Genomic DNA, 23,276 nt, shown 5'->3' on the forward strand with positions numbered 1-23,276 from the left:
GCCGTGCACAACGCGAGAGGTGAGACGGATGACGACGGTGCCGCATCCCGTGCCCGTGTCGATCGAGCGGGTACGCCCCCGGGTGGAAGGGGGCCTCGGCATGGCGAAGGCCGTCGTCGGTGAGACCTTCCCGGTCACGGCCACGGTGTTCGTCGAAGGATCCGCGGTCGTCCGTGCTCAGGCCGTGCTGTGTGATCCCGGCGGCAGTGCCGAGTACCGCGCGATGCGTGAGACGAGCCCGGGCGAGGACCGCTGGAGCGCGGAGGTCACCCCGTCCGCGCCCGGCACGTGGAGCTTCTGCGTCCGGGCCTGGTGCGATCCCGTGGCCACGTGGCAACGGGATGCCGCCGTCAAAGTGCAGGCCGGCGTGGACACCGACCTCACGCTCGAAGAAGGGGCCGTGCTCCTGGAACGGATCCTTACCGGCACGTCCGACGACGCCCCGGCCGCGGCCACGCTGCGCACCGCCCTCGACGTGCTGTGCGACGGGCGCCGTGACGCAGGTGACCGGCTGGCGGCGACGACCGTGCGGGAGGTCCTCGCCGTACTGGAGTCCCATCCCTTGCGAGAGCGGCTCACCGAGAGCGAACCGCTGCCGTTGCTGGTGGAGCGGGAGCGGGCGTTGTACGGGTCCTGGTACGAGTTCTTCCCGCGCTCCGAGGGGGCGGTGCTGGAGGCCGGGAAGCCACCGGTGAGCGGGACGTTCCGGACGGCGGCACGACGCCTACCGGCGATCGCGGAGATGGGTTTCGACGTGGTGTATCTGCCGCCGATCCATCCGATCGGGACGACGCACCGCAAGGGACGGGACAACACGCTCTCGCCGGATCCTCATGATGTGGGGGTGCCCTGGGCGATCGGTTCGCCGGAAGGCGGGCACGACGCGGTGCATCCGGGTCTGGGGACGCTGGAGGACTTCGACGCGTTCGCGACACGCGCGCGGGAGGTGGGTCTGGAGATCGCCCTCGACTTCGCGCTGCAGTGCTCGCCGGACCATCCCTGGGTGGACAAACATCCGGAGTGGTTCCGCCACCGGCCCGACGGGTCGATCGCGTACGCGGAGAATCCGCCCAAGAAGTACCAGGACATCTACCCGATCGCCTTCGACCGCGACATGCTGGGACTGGTGGCGGAGACAACGCGGATCCTGCGGCACTGGATGGCGCACGGAGTGCGGATCTTCCGGGTGGACAACCCGCACACGAAGCCGGTCGTCTTCTGGGAGCAGGTCATCGCGGACATCAACCGTACCGACCCCGACGTGATCTTCCTGGCCGAGGCGTTCACCCGTCCGGCGATGATGCGAACGCTGGCCGAAGTCGGCTTCCAGCAGTCGTACACGTACTTCACCTGGCGCAACACGAAGCGCGAACTCACGGACTATGTGGAGGAGTTGGCTCGGGAGTCGGCGGCGGTGATGCGACCGAACTTCTTCGTGAACACGCCCGACATCCTGCCCGGGTTCCTCCAGGACGGAGGCCGCCCGGCCTTCGAGCTGCGGGCGGTGCTGGCGGCCACGCTCTCGCCCGCCTGGGGCGTCTACAGCGGCTACGAACTCTGCGAGAACACTCCGCTGCGTTCCGGCAGCGAGGAGTATCTGCACTCCGAGAAATACGAACTACGGCCACGGGACTGGGAGTCGGCCGCGCGCGAGGGACGCAGCATCGCCCCGCTGATCAGCGCGCTCAACGACATCAGGCGCCGCAGCCCGGCCCTTCGCCGACTTCGCGACGTGCACTTCCACCACGCCGACAAGGACGAAGTGATCGTGTACTCGAAGCGCAGCGGTTCGAACACGGTCCTGGTGGTCGTGAACCTCGATCCGCACCACACGCAGGAAGCGACGGTGTCGCTCGACTGCGCGCACCTGAACCTGGCCCCTGACGCCTCGTTCCGCGTACGCGACGAACTGACGGGCGCGACCTACACCTGGGGCGCCACCAACTACGTCCGCCTGGTTCCTGGCGAGTCACCCGCACACATCTTCACCTTCGACTGAACACCCGGCCCGCTCTGCCAGGACGCGCAAGGACGCGGCAACGGAGGGAGATCACCATGACCGTCCATGAACCGATGCTGACCCCGCCCACTCCCGACAGGCGGTGGGATCCGGACTGGTTCAAGCGTGCCGTCTTCTACGAAGTGCTGGTGCGCTCGTTCTACGACAGCAACGGAGACGGTGTCGGTGACCTCAAGGGCCTCACGGCGAAGCTGGACTATCTCCAGTGGCTCGGGGTCGACGCGCTCTGGCTGCCCCCGTTCTTCAAATCGCCGCTGCGGGACGGCGGTTACGACGTCGCCAACCACATCTCCGCCCTGCCGGAGTTCGGTGACCTGGCCGACTTCGTCGAGTTCGTGGACGCGGCGCACCAGCGCGGGATGCGCGTCATCATCGACTTCGTCATGAACCACACCAGTGACCAGCACGAGTGGTTCCAGCAGTCGCGCTCCGACCCCGAGGGGCCGTACGGCGATTACTACGTCTGGGCGGACGACGACAAGCAGTACCAGGACGCGCGGATCATCTTCGTCGACACCGAGGCCTCGAACTGGACCTTCGACCCGGTGCGCAAGCAGTACTTCTGGCACCGCTTCTTCTCCCACCAGCCGGATCTCAACTACGAGAACCCGGCCGTCCAGGAGGAGATCCTGGCCGCGCTGCGGTTCTGGCTGGACCTCGGCATCGACGGGTTCCGCCTCGACGCGGTCCCGTACCTGTACGCCGAGGAGGGCACCAACTGCGAGAACCTCCCCGCCACCCACGACTTCCTCAAACGGGTCCGCAAGGAGATCGACGCCCAGTACCCGGACGTGGTGATCCTCGCCGAGGCGAACCAGTGGCCCGAGGACGTCGTCGACTACTTCGGCGACTTCCAGTCGGGCGGCGACGAGTGCCACATGGCGTTCCACTTCCCGGTCATGCCGCGCATCTTCATGGCGGTGCGCCGGGAGTCCCGCTACCCGGTCTCGGAGATCCTCGCCAAGACCCCGGCGATCCCGTCGAGCTGCCAGTGGGGCATCTTCCTGCGCAACCACGACGAGCTCACCCTCGAAATGGTCACCGACGAGGAACGCGACTACATGTACGCGGAGTACGCCAAGGATCCGCGGATGCGCGCGAACATCGGCATCCGCCGCCGCCTGGCCCCGCTCCTCGACAACGACCGCAACCAGATCGAGCTCTTCACCGCCCTGCTGCTGTCCCTGCCCGGCTCGCCGATCCTCTACTACGGCGACGAGATCGGCATGGGCGACAACATCTGGCTGGGCGACCGCGACGCGGTGCGCACCCCGATGCAGTGGACCCCGGACCGCAACGCGGGCTTCTCCTCCTGCGACCCGGGCCGGCTGTCCCTGCCCGCGATCATGGACCCGGTCTACGGCTACCAGGTCACCAACGTCGAGGCCTCGATGTCCTCCCCGTCGTCGCTGCTGCACTGGACCCGACGCATGATCGAGATCCGCAAGCAGAACCCGGCGTTCGGCCTCGGCTCGTACCGCGAACTGGCCTCCTCCAACTCCGCCGTCCTGGCGTTCCTCCGCGAGTACGGCGACGACCTGGTGCTGTGCGTCCACAACTTCTCCCGCTTCGCCCAGCCCACCGAACTCGACCTCCAGGCCTTCAACGGACGGCATCCCGTCGAACTCATCGGAGACGTCCAGTTCCCCGCCATCGGTGAACTGCCCTACCTGCTCACCCTCGCAGGACACGGCTTCTACTGGTTCCGGCTGCGCGGCACATCCCTCACACCCCGTGTCGCTCACCACGATTGGACCTGATCCGCCATGACCACGCCCCTGCTGACCGAACCGGGTGTCACACCCGCGCGGCTCGCCGCGCTTCTGGCCCGCTGGCTGCCCGACCAGCGGTGGTTCACCGGCCGCGACCACAAGATCACGAGCCTGTCCGTGGTCGCGGCGACGGAACTCACGGCCGACTGCTTCCACCTGCTGGTCAGGGTCGAGCACGGCGGCGAACAGGACTGCGTCCACTACCAGCTGCTGCTGGGCGCGGCCACCGACGTGTCACCACGGTTGCGGAGCCGCGTCCTCGGCGAGGTCGAGGGGGCTGCCGGGCAGGGCCTGCTGGTGTACGACGCCGTGCACGACCACCGCGCGGCGGCACTGCTCCTCGACCGCATCCGCAGGGGCGGCAGGTTGGGCACTCTGCGCTTCGAGTCGTTCCCGCGCACAGGCGTCCCGAGCCACCTGACGCCCCACGTCCTGGACGTCGAGCAGTCGAACACCTCGATCGTCTACGGCGACCGGCTCATCCTCAAACTCTTCCGGCGTGTACAGCCCGGCATCAACCCCGACCTGGAGGTGCCCGCCGTCCTGGCGCGGCACGGCTGCACGCAGGTCCTCGCGCCCACTGCCTGGTTCCACACGTCCGCCCCGTTCTTCGCGACACTGGGCGTCGTCCAGCCCTACCTCGCCGATGCCACGGACGGCTGGACTCTGGCGCTCGAATCGGCCCTGGAACGAACGGACTTCGTCGAGGAGGCCCGGGACCTGGGCCGCGCGACGGCCGCACTGCACGTGGCCCTGTCCGAGGCGTTCCCCGTCACCGCGGCCCCCTCGGACCACGCCCTGCGACTGGCGGACGCCATGACCCATCGCCTGCGGCGCGCGGCCTCCCTCGTGCCGTCGCTGCGCGCGTACGTGCCGCGACTCAGGGACGTCTTCGCCGAGTTCGCGCTGGCGAGCAGTGATCTGCCGCTGCAAAGGATCCACGGCGACCTCCATCTGGGGCAGGTGCTGCGGACCCGTGGCGCCTGGCACATCGTCGACTTCGAGGGCGAACCGGCCAAGCCGCCGGCGGAACGGCGCGGTGACCACTCCCCGGTCGGTGACGTGGCGGGCATGCTGCGGTCGTTCGACTACGCGGCCCATGTCGGCGCCTCGCCCCGGCCGCGGTGGGCCGAGCGCACGCGCGCCGCGTTCTGCAGCGGGTACGCCGAATCGGGGCGGTTCGATCCGCACGCCATCGCGGCGGTGCTGCGCGGGCACGAGGCGGACCGGGCCGTCTACGAGGTCGTCTACGAGGCGGCCCATCGCCCCGACTGGATCACCGTTCCCATGACGGCCGTCGCACGCCTGTGCCGCGTCGGCTGACCGTTCCTCACACGACCGCAGCAAGGGAGTTCCGCAGATGGCCGTCGCCGACGTGGCACCGACCACCGCCACCCACCGCGCGCACCGCGCGCCGGCTCTGGCCGCGGAGGACCGCGGCCGGCTGCTGCGCGGCGAGCACCATGATCCGCACTCCGTCCTGGGCGCGCACCCGCGGCCCGACGGTCTGATCGTGCGCTGCCTGCGGCCGGACGCGCTCGCCGTCTGTGTCCTCGCAGGGCCCACCGCGTGGGCCCTGCACGACGAGGGCGGCGGCCTGTTCGCAGGCACGATCCCGGGTGGAAGCAGCGGCGCGCACCGTCTGCGCGTGGCCTATGCGGACGCGGTCGTCGAGGTCGACGACCCGTACCGCTTCCCGCCCACGCTCGGGGAGTTCGATCTCCACCTCATCTCCGAGGGACGGCACGAGGAACTATGGACCGTGCTCGGCGCCCATGTGCTGGAGCGGCAAGGTGTCTCGGGCACGCGTTTCGCTGTCTGGGCGCCCGACGCCAGGGGCGTACGCGTGCGCGGCGACTTCTGCCACTGGGACGGCACAGCATTGCCGATGCGCTCGCTCGGAAGCTCCGGCGTCTGGGAACTCTTCGTCCCCGGAGTCGGCGCGGGAGCCCTCTACAAGTTCGAGATCACGGGTCCCGACGGCGCGAGGCTGGAGCGTGCCGACCCCATGGCCCGTCGCACACAGCCGCCGCCTGCGACCGCTTCGATCGTGGCGGACAGCGACTATGGCTGGGGCGACGCGCAGTGGTTGAGGCAACGCGCCGACCGTCCGGCCCACACGGCGCCCATGTCCGTCTACGAGGTGCACCTCGCCTCATGGAGACCCGGTGCGACCTATCGAGAGCTGGCCGATGAACTGGCCGCGTACACGAGGGAGTTGGGCTTCACGCACGTGGAACTCCTGCCGATCGCCGAGCACCCCTTCGGCGGCTCCTGGGGCTACCAGGTCAGCGGCTTCTACGCCCCCACCGCGCGCCTAGGCACCCCCGACGACTTCAAGTACTTCGTCGACACCCTGCACCAGGCGGGTATCGGCGTCATCCTCGACTGGGTTCCCGGCCACTTCCCCCGCGACGAATGGGCGCTGGCACGGTTCGACGGACGCCCCCTGTACGAACCAGAGGACCCGGCACAGGCCGCCCACCCCGACTGGGGCACGCTCGTCTTCGACTTCGGGCGCCGCGAGGTGCGCAACTTCCTCGTCGCCAACGCCATCTACTGGTGTCAGGAGTTCCACATCGACGGCCTGCGCGTCGACGCCGTCGCCTCCATGCTCTACCTCGACTACTCCCGCCCGGACGGCACCTGGACGCCCAACGCGCACGGCGGACGGGAGAACCTGGACGCTGTCGCCTTTCTGCAGGAGATGAACTCCACTCTCTACCGGCGCTGCCCGGGCATCGTCACCATCGCGGAGGAGTCGACCGCGTGGGACGGCGTGACCCGGCCGACGGACCAACCGGCAGCGGGCGGCCTCGGCGGGCTGGGCTTCGGCCTCAAATGGAACATGGGCTGGTCCCACGACTCCCTCGCCTACCTCGCCCGCGACCCCGTCCACCGCAAGTACCACCATCACGAGATGACGTTCTCGATGGTCTACGCGTACAGCGAGAACTACGTCCTGCCCGTCTCCCACGACGAAGTCGTGCACGGCAAGCGCTCACTCGTCTCGAAGATGCCCGGCGACTGGTGGCAGCAGCGCGCCAACCACCGCGCCTACCTGGGCTTCATGTGGGCCCACCCCGGCAAGAAACTGTTGTTCATGGGGCAGGAATTCGCGCAGGGCGCCGAATGGTCCGAGGCCGACGGACCCCAATGGTGGGTGCTCGACGGGCATCACCCCGCGCACGAGGACCACCGCGGCGTCCAGCGTCTGGTGTCCGACCTCAACCGGCTCTACACGGCCGACCCCGCCCTGTGGGAGCAGGACTGCACTCCTGCGGGGTTCTCCTGGACCGAGGCGGACGCAGCGGACGACAACGTCCTGGCGTTCCTCCGCCACTCCGCCGACGGCGACCCGCTCCTGGTCGTCGTCAACTTCTCCCCCGAGGTACGCGACGACTACCGGATCGGTGTCCCTCACGTTGCCCCGTCGACCTGGCGCGAGATCCTCAACACCGATGCCCTGCGCTACGGCGGCAGCGGCGTCCTGAACGCGGGGCCCCTCCCCCAGGAGCCCCGCGCCCACAACGGCTTCCCCGCCTCGATCACGCTGCGCCTCCCGCCGTTGGCGGCGCTCTGGCTCAGCCCCGGAGCCCCCGGGCTCGCCTGACCGCCGCCGTCGAGGCGTTGGCGAGGAAGGCCTCTCAAGATGCGGCGCGTGCGGCGGATCTTGCTGTCACGGCGTGTACGGCGTGTAGGTGATCGACGAGACCTTGAGGTACCTGGCCCCGTCTGCTGTGGCCCACGTCGAGGAGTCCGGGTTGCCCGGCCAGTCCCCGCCGACTGCCGTGTTCACGATGAAGCGCATGCCGACACCCGGAGCGGTGGTGTACCACTTCGTGCCGGTGATGGTGCCGTCCACAGTGAAGTCGATGTGGTCGGGCCACCACGTGAACGAGTACGTGTGGAACGCATTGGTCCAGCCCGAGGAGTTGCCCTTCGAGAACTGCGTCTGGGCGTTGTTCGGGTCGTGGAAGGTCTGGTACACGGTGTTCGGGTTCTGCCCGACGATCTCGGCGGCGTCGAACTCGGGCAGCCACGGGTTCAGGTACGCCGCCCATACGGCGGGCAGAAGGCCCTGGCCGTTGGGCATGTTCGCGGTGAAGCTGTAGGTGCCGTAGCCGTAGAGCGCCTTCGACTCCACGCGACCCGAGTAGTACGTCCCGTCGGCGGCCTTGTACGTCTTGATCATGAGCGTGCCGCCGTCGTACCAGACGCAGTCCGGTGTGTAGGTCTCCAACTCGTTGTTGGCGGTCCATCTCCCGCTGATGGTGTTCCAGGAGTTGACCGTCTGCGGCGCTCCCCAGGTTCCCGCGTGCGCTCGCGGCTGGCCGAGGAGAAGCAGCGACAGCGAGGCGAGGACAACGGTGATGAGTCTGGCCGGCTTGAGAAGTGCGGATGACATCGCGGCTCCATTGCTCGGATGACATTGACCGTGGGAGCGGTCCCACGACCACTTCAGTAGCGGACTGTAGAAGTCCGTTCAATACCTGACAAGACTCACGGCAGCAGATTTCAGCTGACTTCTTTAGTTGAAGACATGAGGTGGGGATTCCTGCGCACTTCTGGCGACCGCATCGCGTCGGATGTGTCAACTCTCAGGGTTTGCACTCCGAAAGGGCCCGGGCGGCAACTCCGCTGCCGGACGGAGCTTCGACTGCAGGCAGAGGGGTTCGGTCGAAGGGCTAGATTTTGCGGCAGTACAGGGCATCGGCTGTTCCGCCGCGTCCGATGGCCGTGGAGAAGGCGATGCCGGCGGCGTACTCGTCGGCGTTGCATTGCGCCTTGTAGAAGCCTGTGGCGTAGTCGCCGCCTTCGCCGGAGGCGGGGCGGCTGTCGCCTCGGTCGTCCCACAGTGTGCGGCCCGCGCCTGCGAGTGTGATGCGTGCGGGTGAGCACAACACGGCGGACACCCGGTTGCCCCGGACGCTGTACCCGATCATGAACTGTGCTTCGGCGCATTGGTACTTGGTGAAGCCGCTCGCCCAGTCCGCGGTGACGTTCGCCTGCGAGGCAACCTTGACCGGTGCCCCGGAGGCCGCGAGAGCCGAGGCGCCTGCGTCGGTGCACAAAGCGCCCTGGCCTCGCTGGCTGATGCCGATGAGCCGTTGGTCGTCGGGGCAGGACAGTTTGCGTGCTCCGCTGTCCCAGTCGGCTGCGGCCCGCAGTGCGCGGTTGGCGTCCGCATGGGTGGCCTTCAGCATCGACCAGGTACGCACCTGCGGCACCGTCCCCTCCCGCCCTGGAGCGGCGGTGAGCTTGCGCCAGGCGGTCGCGCGCCAGTCGTCGCCGTCGAGGATGCTGCGGGCCGTGCCTGCGGTGTCGTAGCGGATCAGACCCCAGCGATTGCCTTGGTCATTGTCGTGGAAGCCGACGGCCGGCCAGTAGGCGAAGTCGAGGTCGTGGTCGATGAGGAAGTCCACCGTGTTGGCGAACCAGGTGCGCTCCTTGGCATCGGTGTCCTTGGCGACGCCGAACTCGCTGATCCACACAGGGGCTGTGAAGTGCCGGTCGGGAGTGTCCGCCACGTAGGAGGCCGTGTCGCGCATGACCGAGAACAGGTCGTCGCGGCCGAGGTCGCGGTAGCGGGCATCAGTGGTCTCGCCGGTGCCGGTCGCACCGCTGTGCCGGGGTCCCGTGTAGCCGTAGAAGTGGGCGGCGTAGACGAGCTTGTGGGAGCGCACCAGTGTGTTCGACAGGGCGGCGACGGGCTTGAGGAGCGGTCGGTCGTGCCAGAACCCGTCCACCGGGATGCCGGCCCAGTTGATGCCCTCGACCATGATGAGCAGGTCCGGATTGGCGTCCTTGAGGATCAGGTCGCCGGCTTGTTGTGCGGCTGCGGCCCAGTCGTGGGCATCGCCCAGGCCCCAGTTGGGGTCGTCGAACACATCGCGGCGTACTTCGTTGCGGAGGTCGGCCCCCACGACGCGGGGGTTGGAACGGTAGCGCTTCGCCATGAACACCCAGTCGTCGAGCCACTTCTGGGTGCTCTGGCCGCTGTTCCAGCGTTCATTGCCGTCAACGCCGCAGCACCAACGGGTCGTCGTGGTGTGGTTGTTGAGGATGACCGCGAATCCGGCATCGGTCAGCGCCTGAACCGCTTCGTCGAACACCTCCAGGGGGCGCAGCCCGTTCAGGCGCGGGTTCGCTGTCAGCCCGGTCACCGGCTGGGTGTCGCTGAGCATCTCGTCGGAGAAGGGCAGGCGCACGCTGTTGAGTCCCAGGCCCTGGAAGTCGGCGATGATCCGGCTCATCGGGACCCGGTCCAGCCCGAGTGGCGCCCGGTGCCCCACTTCCCCCGCGTGGTTGTGCGCCGGATCGTCGGGCGAGCCCGATCCGTCCCAGGTGCCGCTGGAGCCATGCCAGTTGCCCGACTTCAGCTTGAACCGCTTCCCGTCCGCATCGACGATGTAGCAACCTCGGGTGCTGAGCGGTGCGCTCCAGGCGGGTGGTGCATCGGCTGTGGCGTTCGGCGTGGTCCTGGCCGGCTGAGCCATGACCGCGGACGGGCCGAGCAACAACCACGTCGCCAGCAGGGCAAGAACGAGCAGCAAGCGCGAGCGCACTGGGCGACTCCTCTGTGGGGAAGGATCGCCCCGACCTTAGAGCCGCACTACGCAGAATTGAAGGGACACCGACATCTTTAGGGTGGATTGGACGCAAGAGTGCCCGAGAAGCGGCGGGCAGGTACCTGCGTACGCCGGCATCGGCCGACTTGTCCCTGACTCAGTTCCCGAAGTCGGCCCGACCGGCCTGCCGTCGGCTCCCGTCGCCCAGCCATCCGTGGTCAGCTTTACTGACGGAAGTCGAGCATGTAAAAGACCTTGTCGTAGCGGTGATCTCCGACGGCGACGAAATCGGGCAGTCGGCCGTACTCGGTGAAGCCCAGGGACCGGTAGAGCTGCAGGGCGCGGGTGTTGTCGCCCCGGGCGTCCAAGGTGAGGACCTCGATGCCTGCCTCGCGGGCGTCGGCGATCAGGGAATCGGTGAGTGCCCGCCCGACACCGCGGCCATGGGCAGCGGCGTCCACCGCGAGTTTTTCGAGATCGGCGTGCGGCCGGTGGGTCGGTCGGGCGTAGCGCAGCCAGTACCCCAGGCCGACAAGGCGTCGGCCGAGGTAAGCGGCGCGCAGGGCCCCGTCTCCGGACTGCACCGCAGCCATGACGTGGCCGACGAGTTCCGCCACCTCATCCTTCGAGGGCGGTTCGACCCAGCCCAGCGCGGCGCCTCCACCGACCAGGTCCGCCAGGATCTGGTGGGCCGATTCCGCGAACCGGGCCTCCAGCTCCGGATCGGACGCCAGCTCCCGGGCGTCGAGGATGTCAGGCTCAGTGGTGATTCCGCTGTTCATGGCCGCATTCATGATCTCCAGCCTAGCCAGCCCCGCGCCCAGGCATGGGCCTGCTCCCTGGCAGGGTGTGAACGGCCGGGCAGCCGCTCGCCGTCAGGCCACGACCCAAGCAACGGTGGTGAGTGCTCCGCACACGGCGCCTGCCACGGTCTGCGGCGCCGTGTGATAGCGCAAGGCCACACGGGACCAGCACACCGCGGCGGTGACGGTGCAGCCCAGAAGCCACCAAGGAGAATGGACGACAGCGAGCAGCGCCACGACGGCCGAGGCGACCGCGGAGTCGACCGAGATCTTCCATACGGTGTTGACGCTCAGGAGCGCGACAGTCATGATCCACAGCGCGATCATGGCTTTCAGGATGTCCGGCGGGGCATGGCCCGCCAGCATGACCAGTACGCCGACCCCGATCGACATCAGGATGACGAGGAAGATGGGGGCTCGTTTGGTGCGGTCGACGACGTGGCGGTCTCCCCAGGTGCCCCGCCTGCGGTGGTACTCGATATAGCTCGCGGGCACGATGCCTGCGCACAGTGCGCCGAGCAGTCCCCATGGCAGGCCGGAGAGGTCACCAGCAGCGGCGACGCCGATGGCGAGCATGCCCGCCACCAGTACGTTGCGGGGCTGCAAGAGGTCTGTGATGACTCGTGCGGCGCGATTCTCCGGCGCTGCGGCGGAAGTCGGAGCCGGGGCCGAGTTCATCGTTGCCTTTCGGTGCGGGCGGGAGCTGGAACTGCCTTACTCTGCGGGGCAGTTGGCCCGCCGCCTCAGCGGCGTGCACACGACTGCCTCGGTGGTCAGGACCCTATAGGGCGTTGCGCAGACGCCAAGAGCCAGGGGTCCGGGAGGGCACAGCGCGGGGCCCTTCACGCCGATACCCGCCCGGCCACAACAGGTCCTCGGGCTGGGACGACTACGCGGTCCGCTGGTGACGACGCCTTCGCCATCTGCCGCAACCTGCACGGCATGCACCTGGCCGGCTTCTTCGACGCGGCAAATGCTGTGCTTGTCGGACGGACCTCGGCACCAGGCGCCCCCTCGCTGTCCCGGCACCAGGCCGTGCTGGACGCGCTCGGCCCATTGAATGTACCGATCATCGCCGACGTGGAATGCGGACATGTGCCGCCGTACATGCCGGTCACCAAATGGGGCGCACGGCCGCCTGGTCCACACATCGAGCGGAGCGAACTCACCCGGACCAGGCTCTGAAGTATCGACTCGCGCTCCTCCCCATGCACAACCGACCGCCCGGCGACGAGGCCGGAGGGGCCATAACGGGCGGTTGGCGTGAGGGCGAGTAGGTCATGTCCTAGACGTCGAGCGCCGCGACATCCGGCGTCCGTTCGTGGAAGTGTCGCCGCAGGTGCCGCTCGATGAAACGGTCCCCGCGGCGCTCGAGGTGTGCGCGGCCCGCCTCGGTGCGGCCGAGTATCTGATAGCGCAGGACGTTGGCGGCTATGAGGGGCGGCACGGCCCAGGGCAGGGCGAGCGGCAGGTCCAGGTCGCGCATGCCCTGGCGGCCGAGGAAGTAGCGCAGCATGCTCAGCAGCCGGGCCCGGGTGTAGGCGCGGCGCAGGTGGGCGAAGTGGGGGAAGTACAGCTGGCGTTGTGCTTCCACGAGGGCGCCGGCCAGGGGCGGGCCGGCTGTTCCGCCGTAGCTCTGGGTGAGCAGCAGATGGTAGTTCAGGCGGTGTTGCTGGGACTCGTGATCGCAGAGCCAGTCCTGGTCGACGCCCATCAGATGGCCGACGTATTTCCACAGGTGCATGAGGGCGCGTGATTCCGCGCGGGTCACGCGCACGCCGAGGAGGCGGACGCCGAGCAGTTGAACGGCGTTGAACAGACCCAGGGTGGCGGCAAGGTCGGTCCTGTTGACCGGCAGGCCCCAACGCCCGGCGTCCCACCGGTCGTTGTGCTCGAACTGGTGGTTGACCAGGGCGTGCATGAGCCGTACGTGCACGGTGAGGCGGAAGCCGTCCCCCGTGCGACGCAGGGCGCCGGGAGCGGTGACCGCGGTCGCCCATTGCTGGGTCTCGGCGATCCTGCGCAGTGCGGAGCCGCCGACCAGCGCGCCCGTCTCGACCAGCAGCCGCGGCGGTCCGTCGAACCGGTAAGAGCCGATCAGCGCGAGCTGCAGCATCACGTCAGCGGTGTTACGACCGAATCTGCGCGCCACCCGCCCGCCTTCGTCGATCAGGTCGAAGTCCACCCAGTCCGGCACCGGGTCGACCGCGGCGAAGAAATCCCGAAGGGCTCGGGGCGGGTTGGCCACCGAGTCGATGCCGTCGACGAGCGCGCGCCGGAACTGCCTCATCGTGACCTTGTCGGGGTGCGCGGCGTCGGTGATGCGCAGGGCGCTCGCCAGGGCGGCGCCGATCTCGTCGCGTGCGGTCAACCGCTCGCCGATGGTGGCGAGCAGACGGTCATCGACGCGGCCGCGGCTCACGCGCAACAAGCGCAGCGGCCGCCCTACGCGACGGTTGCGACGTTCTGTCTCGCGGAAGCGTTGTGGGTACGTGGACGGGGGCGTCCTTGTCCGGTTCGGCTCGGCCAAGTCATCTCGCGGTGAAGGCTCGTGTGCGACCATGAGTCGATGCTGACGGTCTTTCATATTCGCGTTCAACTCGTCTTCTGATGCCCACGTCATCGCCTGGCGACCACGCCCGGCGCGTGCCGCGCACTCGCGTGTCTCCACGCAGGATTCCGCGTCAGGAGCGCTCGCGGGCGACGGTTGAACGCATCCTGGAGGCGGGCGAGCGGGTCCTGGCCGAGCATGGCTACGAGGGCGCGTCGACCAGCCGTATAGCGACGGCGGCCGACCTGAGTCCGGGTTCGCTGTACCAGTACTTTCCGCACAAGGACGCGATCGTCCTGGCCGTGCTGGAGCGCTACAGCGACCAGTTGGTGGCCGGGGTGACCGCCCAGATGACGGGTCAGTTCGAGCAGCCCGCACCGGTGATCGTCCGCGCCACCCTCGCGACCTTGTTGGACGGTCTCGACGTGGAGCCGCCGTTTCTGCGCGCCGCCATCGTCTACGGTCCCCGGTTGGACGACGGCCGCGCCCTGCGGGTCTTCGAGGACCGCATCGGCGAACTGGTCCTGGCCTATCTCACCTCTCGACGCGAGGAACTACGCCCGGATCTCTCCTTGCCCGCGGCGGCCTGGATGCTGGTCCGCACGGTCGAGCATCTGACGGTCCGCTATCTGTTGGACCGCCCGCCCATCCCCAGGGACCGTTTCCTGGCGGAGCTGACCCAGCTGACGCTGAGCTACCTCAGAGCGACGGCTTGACTCGTCAGCACGGCCTGGGCGTCGGAATGACGACGGCCGCGATCGAGCCCTTTCCGGATCCAGATCCCGCAGGCCGATATCGATGACCTGCATGATCGTCTGGCGCGCACCCGATCGCCGTACTCGGTGGCGGGCGCCGCATCGGAGTGGGATCACGGCATCCTGTCGGCCTACCTTCATACGTTGGCCGGTTATTGGGCGGACGGATTCGACTGGCGGGCCCACGAGGCCTGGCTGAATGCCTTCCGCAGTTCCTGACCGAGATTGACGGGCAGACCATCCATTCCCTGCACCTCCGTTCGCCGGAGCCGGACGCCACGCTGCTGCTGCTCAGCCACAGCTATCCCACCTCGTTCGTGGAACTCCTCGAGGCGAGCGGGCCGCTGACCGATCCGCGCGCGCACGGCGCGGACCCGGCGGACGCGTTTCATGTCGTCATTCCCTCGCTGCCCGGCTTCGCTTCGAGGTTCCCGACCTGTTCGTCGACGACATCCGCGCCTTCTTCAGAACACTCCGCGACTGACACGGCGCAGCCGGGCAAGCCCTGTCGGCACGGCGCCCCGACCGACTCCACCGGCCACGGCCTCATCACCGCCCTGGCCGACCTCGGTGAGGCAGAAGCCACCCGGATCGTCGACGCGGTCCCGCAGCTCAAAGGGCAGATCACTCTCTCACCGGGCAAGCCGTACGAGACCCGCGCCCTGATCAGCAACAACCCCCGTTGTCAGGCGGCTTCCTCGGCAGCAGGCTCCTCAATGGTGTGGGAGTCAGTAAGGCTCAGCGCGCCGCCGGCCGCGATCAGTCCGACGACGACCGCGAGAAGCGCGTAGGTGATCCGCTCGCCGTGGAAGAACGACGCGACGAGGTCGCTGCTCCAGGTGCCCGCGGGGAGCTGGGTGGTGACCAACGCGGCGATCAAGGTGCCGACCACAGCGGTGCCGACGCTGGAGCCGACCTCCTGGGCGGTGTCGTTGAGGGCGGCGCCGATCGAGGTGCGGTTGCTCGGCATGGCGTCGACGAGTGCGACCGCGCAGATCGTCATCACGGTGCGCAGCCCCACGGTCATGAGCACCATGCAGACCGCGATGACGGCGTACCCGTGGTCGACGCCCCAGGAGAGACCCGCCAGTGAACCGGCCAGGCAGGCCGCGCCCACCAGACAGGCGATGCGGTGGCCGAACCGGCGCGCGAGCCACTCGGACAGGGGGGTCGCGACGAGCATCGTCACGATGATCGGGAGGTTGGCCAGGCCGGCCCGCACCGGGCTCCACCCGTAGGCGTACTGGAAGTGCAGGATCAGTCCGAACATCACGCTGGCCATCGCGATGGACGTGCCGATCTGCGCGAGAGCGGCGCCGCGGACGGTGCCGTTGGAGAAGAGGCCCAGATCCAGCATGGGTGCCGCGCTGCGGCGCTCGTGCCGGACGAACGCGATTGCGGCCGCGACGGCACCCACGATCGACGTGAGGGTGATCGCGGAGAGCCAGCCGTGCTCGACACCGCTGGTCAGCGAGTAGCAGGCGAGTCCGATGGCGGCGACGCTCAGCGCGGCGCCAGGCACGTCGAGCGCGTCCTTCGTCAGGTCTTCCGGCCGGTCGGCCGGGACGCCGAGCCGGACGCCGATGCACGCGATCAGTGCGATCGGGGCGTTGACGACGAGCAGCCACTCCCACCGCACATGGGCCAGTGCGGTGCCGCCGAGCAGGGGCCCGAGGACGAAGCCGGACATGCCGACGACGATCATCACCGTCATGGCGCGCATCCGCAGGGCCTTGTCGTCGAACAGACGGAAGACCAGCGAGTTCGTGATGGGCGCCATCGCCGCGGCGGCTATGCCGAGCGCGGCCCGCAGGGCGATGAGCTGGCCTGCTGTCGTGACGAGGACGACGCACAGACTCAGCGAGCCGAACACGGCGAGTCCGATCAGCAGCACCCGGCGGCGGCCGAGCCGGTCGGCCATCGACCCCGCGGTGAGCAACAGGCCGCCGAAGGTCAGTGAGTACGCACCGGTGACCCACTGCAGCGCGGTGGTCCCGCTGCCGAGATCGCGGCCGATCGTCGGCAGCGCGATCGACAGCAACGTGTTGTCGACCATCTCGACGAAGAATGCCAGGCAGAGGGCGGCCAGCGGGATCCACGCCGCGCGCAGGGACGGATAGGTACGTGAGGGGTTTTCGAGCGTGGCAGTAGTCATGGCAGCCCTTTCGATCGAACGCCGTTCGGGTATCGAACAACGTACGATACGCTACGATAGAACAACGTTCGATACGAAGCAAAACGTGATGGGATGAAGCCATGGCACCCCAGCAGAACCGCGCCGGCGGAGGACGCCGACGGGCTTCGCACTCGATGGAGTCCGTGCTCACCGAGGCGGTGGCCCTGCTCGATGAGGCCGGGGCACCGGCGCTGACGTTCCGGGCGCTCGCACAGCGCCTCGGCGGCGGCGTCGCCAGCATCTACTGGTACGTCGCGAACAAGGACGAGTTGCTCGACCGCGCCACCGACCACGTGATGGGCGAGGTACTGGCCGCCGTCGAGAAGCTTCCGCGCACCGAGGACCCGATCGACGACCTGCGCGCGATGGCCCTGACTCTCTTCGACGCGATCGTGGAGCGACCTTGGCTCGGCGCCTACTTCATGCGCAACACCGACGTCCAGGGCAACGCGCTGCGCCTGTACGAGCAGCTCGGCCGGCAGACCCTGCGCCTGGACCTCACCGCGCTCCAGCGCTTCCACGCCGTGTCCGCGATCGTGGGGGTCGTGGTCGGCTCCGCCGTCGACCTGGGGCAGGAGCCGCCCGAGGAGGTCCTCGGCGGCGCCGTGGACCGCGACGAGTTCCTCGGCCGCTTCGCCCGGACCTGGCGGGAGCTCGACCCCGAGGAGTTCCCCTTCGTGCACGAGATCGTCGACGAGTTCGACGGCCACGACGATGTCGACCAGTTCCGCTCCGCGCTGGAGCTGACCCTGACGGGCCTGCGCCTGCAAGCCGGCGCCTGAGCGGTCACCCGCCTGCGAGACCACCCGCGATGCGCCGTGCGTCGTCAGTCGACGTTGCCGTGATTCAGCCGCGAGCCACCAACACGGCGATCCACCGGCCCGGAGTGATCGTCGGCCCGGTCGCAGCGTGGGGATCTGTCACAGCTCAGCACCTGGCGACCCGGCACCCCGGGCCGCTGCGACCATCGGGCCTCAAGCCTGGGGGGCGGGCGCCACATCCGATTCCGGGACGGCGGTCGCGCGCGAGGACAAGATGCCTTCGACACCGTGCAGGAACGTCTCAGAGATCAGCACCGGATCGAAAAGGCAGCCGGCCGCCATGGCCCCGTCCCGGAGCATGACGAAGTGCCGCCCTGCCGCGTCGGCGGGCTCACAGCCCGCCTGCGCCAGCAACTGCGTGACGGTCTCCAGGAACCATTGACGGTGCGCCAGCACGGCCTGGTGGACCGGGTGCGCCGGGTCGGGATACTCGGCCACAGCGTTCAGGAAGGCGCACCCGCGGAACCCGGAGTACTGGATGCCCTCGGTGATGGCCCGGCTGACGGCCCGGACCGTGTCAGCCGCTGACCTGCCCTCCACCTGGGTGGCCGCGACCTGCGCCCGGATGCCGTGGTCAGCCTGCTGGAGATAGGCAAGAATCAACTCTTCCTTGCCCTTGAAATGCCGGTACAGGGTGGCGCGTGTGACCTGCGCTTCCGCGATGATCCGGTCCACGCCGACGGAGTGGATTCCCTCCGCGTAGAAGATCCGGGTCGCCGTGTCGAGCAGGCGAGACCGCGCCTCGGACGTGCTCCCGCCTTCTCTGCTCGCGCTCATGGCGCCACCGTATCAGCCTGCGAGGGAGAACGTTCGGTCTTGACAGTGGGATGCGGGCACCCTTAGATGAATAGCGAGACCGAACGTTCTCCCTCATCGGAGTGGATGACTTCCGGGCGACGCATTGCGGCAGGTCCGCACAGCACACGGTCGGACAGCACACGGCTCCCGATGGCCACCTCGCTCACACGACGCCGCTTTCACCGAAAGGGATCCTCATGGACACCTCCGTCGCAGCCCCCGCCCCTGCCGCGAGCGCCTCCGCAGCGCTGCGCCACCTGTATTTCGTGCGCTTCGCGTTCGCCGCCGCCTGGGCCGTCCTGCTGTTCACATCCGCCCACACCCTTGGCACCCTCAGCGCGACGCTGCTGGTGATCTATCCCTTGTTCGACGTGGCGTGCGCCGTCGTCGATGCCAGGGCCGCCGAAGCGAACGGCGGACCGGTGCGCGGTCTCTACGCGAACATCGCGCTCAGCACCCTCACCGCAGCAGGTCTGGTCGCCGCCGCGTCCTCCGGCATCCCTGCCGTCCTCCGCGTATGGGGAGCCTGGGCGATCACCGCGGGGCTCGTCCAGCTGATCGTCGGCGTCCTGCGACGCAGCATGGGAGGCCAGTGGGCGATGATCGCGAGCGGCGCCATCTCCACCCTCGCCGGAGCCTCCTTCATCGCGCAGGCCGGCAAGGACGATGCCTCACTGAGCACCCTGGCCGGATACGCCTTCCTCGGCGGGGTCTTCTTCCTCATCTCCGCCCTCCGCTTGGGACGAGCCGACAAGACCGCATGAGCTTGAACGGCCCGCGTGAGCGCGTGGATCACCGGCCCCGGACCGGGCTGTGGCCGATCGCTCGCTCCGACCGGGGATGAGCTGTCCCACCGGGCCACCTCGGCGGACTGGCCATCCCGGTCATGGAACGCATCCGTGTCGGCGGCCTCGGTAGCGGAGACCCGCGCATGCGGCCCGACCATCTCGGCGGGGACAAGGCGTACTCCTCCGGCGCCATCGCCGCTACCTGCGGCGGCGCCAGATCAAGCACACCGTCCCCGAACCGAAGAACCAGCGGGCCAACCGCCCACGCCGGATCTAGTTGCCGGTCGTGCCGTCGAGCATCTCGCGCAGGATGTCCAGGTGGCCGTTGTGGCGGGCCGTCTCCTCGATGAGGTGGTGCAGGATCCAGCGCAGGTCGACGTGGAGGCCGTTGCGGATGGCTCGCTGGGCCTGCTCGCCCAGGCCGGCCCCGGCCACCAGCTCGCGGTAGCGGGCGCTCTGCTCGGCGTATTCGTCGAGCAACTGCGCGAGCGGGAAGTCGACGGCGATACGCATCTCGCGGTCGGGGTCTTCATCCGTCATGGGGGCCCGGTCCTCCTCGCCGAGGAAGACCACTTGGAACCAGTAGTACTCGACCCAGCGGAGGTGGTTGATCACTCCGCTCATGGTCATCAGCGGTGAGCCCGGCAGGAGCGCCTTACGTGCGTTCTCCTCGGAAACGCCATCGCATTTGGCGCGCGCGGTGGCACGTGTGTAGTCGAGAAACGTGGTGAGCTGGGTGCGTTCGTCCCACGCGGGCGGCGTGTCGTCGATTCTGGTCATCGCGCGAAGCCTCCCCGATCATGGCAACCGATGTCGAGGCAATTATCGACGGGCCCCACCTGCTCCAGCTGTACTCGGCGTGCCTCCGGGCTGGCTCGGCTCAGCCCAGATCGTCGATGAGGGCGGTGACGTAGGCGTCCAGCCACTCTTGGACAGCTCGCGTCGTCAACTCTGCGCTCCCCGCCTTTCGCCACGACTGCGACACCAACTCAGTCGATGATCCGGACGCGACTGCGCCGACGAGGACCAGCCGAGCTGTCGACTCCTTGGCCCCATCCGCACGCAGCGAGACACCATCCCAGGGCTGCTCCCACGACATACCAGAACAGATCCGGTGCGTTGAAGGTCGACCCGAGCAGCGGCTGCAGCACCGCCGGGATCCCGACGATCTGCAACAGCTCCACGGCCCAGCTGAATCCCAGCGCGACGCCGGCAGCGACAGCGGGCCGCAAGCGGGGCGCCGCCATGACCACGACGACACACACGAGCACCGTATAGAGCGTGTCCCCCGCGTACTTCGCAAAGTCTCCACCGGCCCACGACCGCACGCCAAGACCAGCCGCAACGGTCAACACCGCTGCGCCGCAAGCCCACCACCGTCTGTTCATCACCGGCACCCTATGCGCTGCGCCGAGCTCTGACGGGTTTCCTTCCCTCGGTCTCCGCGCACGGTGCCCACCGCCCGCGGGAGGGGTAGCGGGGAATCGATGGTGCCGTCGCGTCGTTGGGCTGGCCATGACGGACTCTCAGGCGCACGATGACGCACTGCTCCAGCTCGCCGCCGACACCAAGGAAGGCATCCTGGTCACTCTGAAGCGCGATGGCCGCCCGCAGTTGTCCAACGTGTGGCACGTGTACGCCCCCGCAGCCAAGACCATCCGTGTCTCCATGACCGACGACCGCGCCAAGACGAGGAACCTCCGCCGCGACCCCCGCGCCAGCTATCACGTCACCAACCAGGACCGCTCGGCCTGGACCGTCGCGGAGGGCACCGCCGAGCTGACGCCCGTCGCCACGGATCCGTACGATGCGACCGTCGAGGGACTCATCTCCCTGTACCGCGACCGCAATGGCGAGCATCCCGACTGGGACGACTTCCGCAGCGCCATGGTCCGCGACAAGCGAGTTCTGCTCACGCTCCATGTGGAACGCGCCTACGGCCAGCCCGTGGGCTGAACATCCCCTGGGATGACGTGCGTTGCGTGGCACACCTCCCTGACACACTCGCCCCTCGCAACGGCTGGGGCCAGGAGCCCCGCTTGAAGCCGCGGCCGCGCAAGGCGAGACCTCAATGATCGAGCCGCATCGGATACCCGTTAAGCTGCAAGCGCCTCGTGGGGGAAGTCCGGTCGAAGTCCGGCGCTGACCCGCAACGGTAGGCGGAACTCAGGTTCCGTAAGCCCGATTACCCACGGTGGTGAAGCTCCTGTCAATCGCCGTGGACTGCGAGAGGTGCTGCACACGGCGCCCGTCCGGAGCTGCTCCTTCTTGATCACGCAGGTGCACGGCCCGAGGCGAAAGCGATCCGCCTGTGGCCACGCTCCGCGACCGCATACCCGCCCTGCTGCCCCGAAGTACGCACGGTGGGCCCCCACCCCAGCGCGTCTCGCTGCCCCTACTGGTGGCCGTTCTGTGCGTCGCGCTCCCCCTTTCCCTCGCCTGCGGGGCGGGCATCGGTGCGTCGGGGCTCTCATGGGGCGAGGCGCTGCACTACTTGTGGGCGGGGCTGACCGGCGGATCCATCGCTCCGGACGAGGTCTCCTCGTACGTCATCGTCTGGGAGATCCGCTTCCCGCGCGCCGTGCTGGCTGCCGTCGTCGGTGCCGGCCTGGCGGCCGTGGGCGTTGCTGTCCAGGCCATGGTCCGCAACGCTCTCGCCGACCCGTTCGTCCTCGGCATCTCCTCAGGCGCGGCCGTCGGCGCCAACGCCGTCCTCATCTTCGGGGCGTTGAGCGCGTTCGGTGTCTGGGCGCTGTCGACGGCGGCGTTCCTCTCCGCGCTGGCGGCCATGGTGCTCGTGTACGCGATCGCCCAGAGCCCTCGGGGGCTGACCCCGTTGCGGCTCGTGCTGACGGGTACCGCGATGTACTACGGCTTCTCGGCGGTGACGACGTTCATGGTGTTCGCTGCCGAGCACGGTGAAGCGGCCCGCTCCGCGATGATGTGGATGCTCGGCAGTCTGGGCGGCGCGGACTGGGCCTCCGTGCCGATCGCCGCGGGCGCCGTGTTCGGCGGCCTCGTCCATCTCGGCTGGTCGGCCCGGCGCTTGAACGTCCTGGCGATGGGAGACGAGACCGCCGCCGCGCTGGGAGTGAATCCCGGGCGGCTGCGCAAAGAGCTCTTCCTCACCGCCGCCGCCGTCACCGGAGCGGTGGTCGCGGTCAGCGGGGCGATCGGCTTCGTGGGTCTGATGGTTCCGCACGCCGCGCGCATGCTGGTGGGAGCGGATCATCGTCGGCTGCTGGCCGTCGCACCGCTGGCCGGCGCCGTGCTGCTGATCTGGGTGGACATCCTGTCGCGCGTGGTTCTCGCGCCCGCCGAACTGCCGCTGGGCGTACTGACGGCGGCGATCGGCGTGCCGTGCTTCGTGCTGCTCATGCGTCGGCGTACCTACACCTTCGGGGGCGTGTGATGCAGGTCGACGTCGACGCTCTGACGGTTGACATCTCAGGGGCCCGGCTGGTGCAGGACGTCACCCTGCGAGCGGGCAGCGGACAGTTCGTGGGGCTCGTCGGTCCCAATGGCAGCGGCAAATCCACCCTGTTGCGGTGCGTGTACCGGGCCCTGCGTCCCACAGCCGGCATGGTCCGTCTTGATGGCGAGGACCTGCTGTCACTGAGCGCACGCGAGAGTGCGCGCCGACTCGCCGCCCTTCCGCAGGAGGCGGTCGCGGAGTTCGACTTCACCGTCGCCGAGGTCGTGGCCATGGGCAGGCTGCCGCACCAGGGGGCGGTGGCCCGGACCACCGACGAGGACCGGCGCACCTGCAGAGCGGCACTCGAAGGAGTCGGCGCCGGCCACCTCGCGGACCGCGGATTCCTCACGCTCTCCGGCGGAGAGAAGCAACGTGTTCTGATCGCCCGCGCGCTGGCCCAGCAGCCCCGGGTGCTGGTGCTGGACGAACCCACCAACCACCTGGACATCGCCCAGCAACTGGAAGTCCTGGCCCTCGTACGAGCCGGCGGACTGACCGTGCTCACGGCTCTGCACGACCTCAACCTCGCCGCACTGCACTGCGACCTCATCCACGTCATCGATGCCGGGCGGATCGTCGCGTCCGGCGCCCCTCACGACGTCCTCACGCCCGAACTGTTGGCGGACGTCTTCAAGGTACGGGCCCATCGGGTGCCGCACCCCGCAACAGGCGCGGTGCAACTGCTCTTCGACCGTCTCCCCTCCCCCTGATCCGCCATCGCACCGCCCCCTTCCAAGGAGCCACC

General features: G+C 68.7%; 19 protein-coding genes and 3 pseudogenes. 13 read left to right on the forward strand and 9 right to left on the reverse strand.

The features are described from left to right. The first annotated feature begins 28 nt into the window (after positions 1 to 28). From ACQUQD_RS00505 to glgB, 4 genes are read left to right on the forward strand one after another with little or no spacing between them, the layout of a single operon-like run. The gene (locus ACQUQD_RS00505; protein ID WP_428949878.1) at positions 29 to 1,999 is read left to right on the forward strand and encodes a maltotransferase domain-containing protein; all 1,971 of its coding nucleotides are present in this window, start codon (positions 29 to 31) and stop codon (positions 1,997 to 1,999) included. A gap of 56 nt (positions 2,000 to 2,055) precedes the next feature. Next, on the forward strand, positions 2,056 to 3,780 hold the full coding sequence (treS, locus tag ACQUQD_RS00510; protein WP_428949879.1) for a maltose alpha-D-glucosyltransferase: 1,725 nt from the start codon (positions 2,056 to 2,058) through the stop codon (positions 3,778 to 3,780). 6 nt (positions 3,781 to 3,786) lie between these two features. Next, entirely contained in the window at positions 3,787 to 5,115 is a 1,329-nt protein-coding gene (locus ACQUQD_RS00515; RefSeq protein WP_428949880.1) for a maltokinase N-terminal cap-like domain-containing protein, read from the forward strand. A gap of 37 nt (positions 5,116 to 5,152) precedes the next feature. Beyond that, positions 5,153 to 7,405 (forward strand): 1,4-alpha-glucan branching enzyme, encoded by a 2,253-nt coding sequence (glgB, locus tag ACQUQD_RS00520; protein WP_428949881.1) that lies wholly within the window; start codon positions 5,153 to 5,155, stop codon positions 7,403 to 7,405. Positions 7,406 to 7,471: 66 nt separating this feature from the next. On the opposite strand, the gene ACQUQD_RS00525 is transcribed toward glgB, so the two are convergent. From ACQUQD_RS00525 to ACQUQD_RS00540, 4 genes are all read right to left on the reverse strand, one after another. Continuing rightward, complete coding sequence (locus ACQUQD_RS00525; protein ID WP_428949882.1) at positions 7,472 to 8,200, reverse strand: glycoside hydrolase family 16 protein; 729 nt, start codon at positions 8,198 to 8,200, stop codon at positions 7,472 to 7,474. A gap of 280 nt (positions 8,201 to 8,480) precedes the next feature. Further along, positions 8,481 to 10,361, reverse strand: a complete 1,881-nt coding sequence (locus ACQUQD_RS00530; RefSeq protein ID WP_428949883.1) for a glycoside hydrolase family 5 protein — start codon at positions 10,359 to 10,361, stop codon at positions 8,481 to 8,483. 227 nt (positions 10,362 to 10,588) lie between these two features. After that, a complete protein-coding gene (locus ACQUQD_RS00535; RefSeq protein WP_428957408.1) occupies positions 10,589 to 11,146 on the reverse strand; it encodes an N-acetyltransferase family protein in 558 nt (185 codons plus the stop codon). Between the two features lie 93 nt (positions 11,147 to 11,239). Continuing rightward, positions 11,240 to 11,845: a hypothetical protein gene (locus tag ACQUQD_RS00540; protein WP_428949884.1), complete on the reverse strand. Its 606-nt coding sequence runs from the start codon at positions 11,843 to 11,845 to the stop codon at positions 11,240 to 11,242. Positions 11,846 to 12,064: 219 nt separating this feature from the next. Here ACQUQD_RS00540 and ACQUQD_RS00545 point away from each other — a divergent pair. Beyond that, a pseudogene (locus ACQUQD_RS00545) lies at positions 12,065 to 12,352 on the forward strand (LD-carboxypeptidase); the annotation flags it as partial. Between the two features lie 100 nt (positions 12,353 to 12,452). Here ACQUQD_RS00545 and ACQUQD_RS00550 read toward each other — a convergent pair. Next, positions 12,453 to 13,589, reverse strand: coding sequence for an oxygenase MpaB family protein (locus ACQUQD_RS00550; protein WP_428949885.1), 1,137 nt, complete (start codon positions 13,587 to 13,589; stop codon positions 12,453 to 12,455). A 224-nt stretch (positions 13,590 to 13,813) separates the two neighbouring features. On the opposite strand from ACQUQD_RS00550, the gene ACQUQD_RS00555 reads away from it, so the two are divergent. Both ACQUQD_RS00555 and ACQUQD_RS00560 read left to right on the forward strand, forming a co-directional pair. After that, the gene (locus ACQUQD_RS00555) at positions 13,814 to 14,434 is read left to right on the forward strand and encodes a TetR/AcrR family transcriptional regulator (RefSeq protein WP_428949886.1); all 621 of its coding nucleotides are present in this window, start codon (positions 13,814 to 13,816) and stop codon (positions 14,432 to 14,434) included. A 99-nt stretch (positions 14,435 to 14,533) separates the two neighbouring features. Beyond that, positions 14,534 to 15,264: pseudogene (locus tag ACQUQD_RS00560) on the forward strand (epoxide hydrolase N-terminal domain-containing protein). Here the strand turns inward: ACQUQD_RS00560 and ACQUQD_RS00565 are convergent. Continuing rightward, positions 15,159 to 16,628, reverse strand: a complete 1,470-nt coding sequence (locus tag ACQUQD_RS00565; RefSeq protein ID WP_428949887.1) for an MFS transporter — start codon at positions 16,626 to 16,628, stop codon at positions 15,159 to 15,161. The pseudogene ACQUQD_RS00560 and the gene ACQUQD_RS00565 overlap by 106 nt on opposite strands. 155 nt (positions 16,629 to 16,783) lie before the next feature. On the opposite strand from ACQUQD_RS00565, the gene ACQUQD_RS00570 reads away from it, so the two are divergent. Continuing rightward, positions 16,784 to 17,431, forward strand: a complete 648-nt coding sequence (locus ACQUQD_RS00570; protein ID WP_428957409.1) for a TetR/AcrR family transcriptional regulator — start codon at positions 16,784 to 16,786, stop codon at positions 17,429 to 17,431. 192 nt (positions 17,432 to 17,623) lie between these two features. Here the strand turns inward: ACQUQD_RS00570 and ACQUQD_RS00575 are convergent, their stop codons facing one another. After that, on the reverse strand, positions 17,624 to 18,247 hold the full coding sequence (locus ACQUQD_RS00575) for a TetR/AcrR family transcriptional regulator (RefSeq protein WP_428949888.1): 624 nt from the start codon (positions 18,245 to 18,247) through the stop codon (positions 17,624 to 17,626). 218 nt (positions 18,248 to 18,465) lie between these two features. Between ACQUQD_RS00575 and ACQUQD_RS00580 the strand changes: the two genes are divergently transcribed. Both ACQUQD_RS00580 and ACQUQD_RS00585 read left to right on the forward strand, forming a co-directional pair. Beyond that, the gene (locus ACQUQD_RS00580; RefSeq protein ID WP_428949889.1) at positions 18,466 to 19,032 is read left to right on the forward strand and encodes a hypothetical protein; all 567 of its coding nucleotides are present in this window, start codon (positions 18,466 to 18,468) and stop codon (positions 19,030 to 19,032) included. 83 nt (positions 19,033 to 19,115) lie between these two features. Then, positions 19,116 to 19,327, forward strand: a pseudogene (locus ACQUQD_RS00585) (IS5/IS1182 family transposase); the annotation flags it as partial. Between the two features lie 2 nt (positions 19,328 to 19,329). Here the strand turns inward: ACQUQD_RS00585 and ACQUQD_RS00590 are convergent. Both ACQUQD_RS00590 and ACQUQD_RS00595 read right to left on the reverse strand, forming a co-directional pair. Next, complete coding sequence (locus ACQUQD_RS00590; RefSeq protein WP_428949890.1) at positions 19,330 to 19,836, reverse strand: DinB family protein; 507 nt, start codon at positions 19,834 to 19,836, stop codon at positions 19,330 to 19,332. A 209-nt stretch (positions 19,837 to 20,045) separates the two neighbouring features. Next, positions 20,046 to 20,444, reverse strand: coding sequence for a DUF2809 domain-containing protein (locus tag ACQUQD_RS00595; protein WP_428949891.1), 399 nt, complete (start codon positions 20,442 to 20,444; stop codon positions 20,046 to 20,048). 127 nt (positions 20,445 to 20,571) lie between these two features. On the opposite strand from ACQUQD_RS00595, the gene ACQUQD_RS00600 reads away from it, so the two are divergent. The 3 genes from ACQUQD_RS00600 to ACQUQD_RS00610 all read left to right on the forward strand — a co-directional run bounded on the left by ACQUQD_RS00600 (position 20,572) and on the right by ACQUQD_RS00610 (position 23,241). Further along, complete coding sequence (locus tag ACQUQD_RS00600; RefSeq protein WP_428949892.1) at positions 20,572 to 21,012, forward strand: PPOX class F420-dependent oxidoreductase; 441 nt, start codon at positions 20,572 to 20,574, stop codon at positions 21,010 to 21,012. Positions 21,013 to 21,367: 355 nt separating this feature from the next. After that, positions 21,368 to 22,468 (forward strand): FecCD family ABC transporter permease, encoded by a 1,101-nt coding sequence (locus ACQUQD_RS00605; RefSeq protein WP_428949893.1) that lies wholly within the window; start codon positions 21,368 to 21,370, stop codon positions 22,466 to 22,468. Further along, the gene (locus ACQUQD_RS00610) at positions 22,468 to 23,241 is read left to right on the forward strand and encodes an ABC transporter ATP-binding protein (RefSeq protein WP_428949894.1); all 774 of its coding nucleotides are present in this window, start codon (positions 22,468 to 22,470) and stop codon (positions 23,239 to 23,241) included. Before ACQUQD_RS00605 ends, ACQUQD_RS00610 begins: the two co-directional genes overlap by 1 nt. Positions 23,242 to 23,276: the final 35 nt, after the last annotated feature.

This window comes from Streptomyces sp. cg35 (assembly GCF_050410835.1).
Lineage (GTDB): Bacteria > Actinomycetota > Actinomycetes > Streptomycetales > Streptomycetaceae > Streptomyces.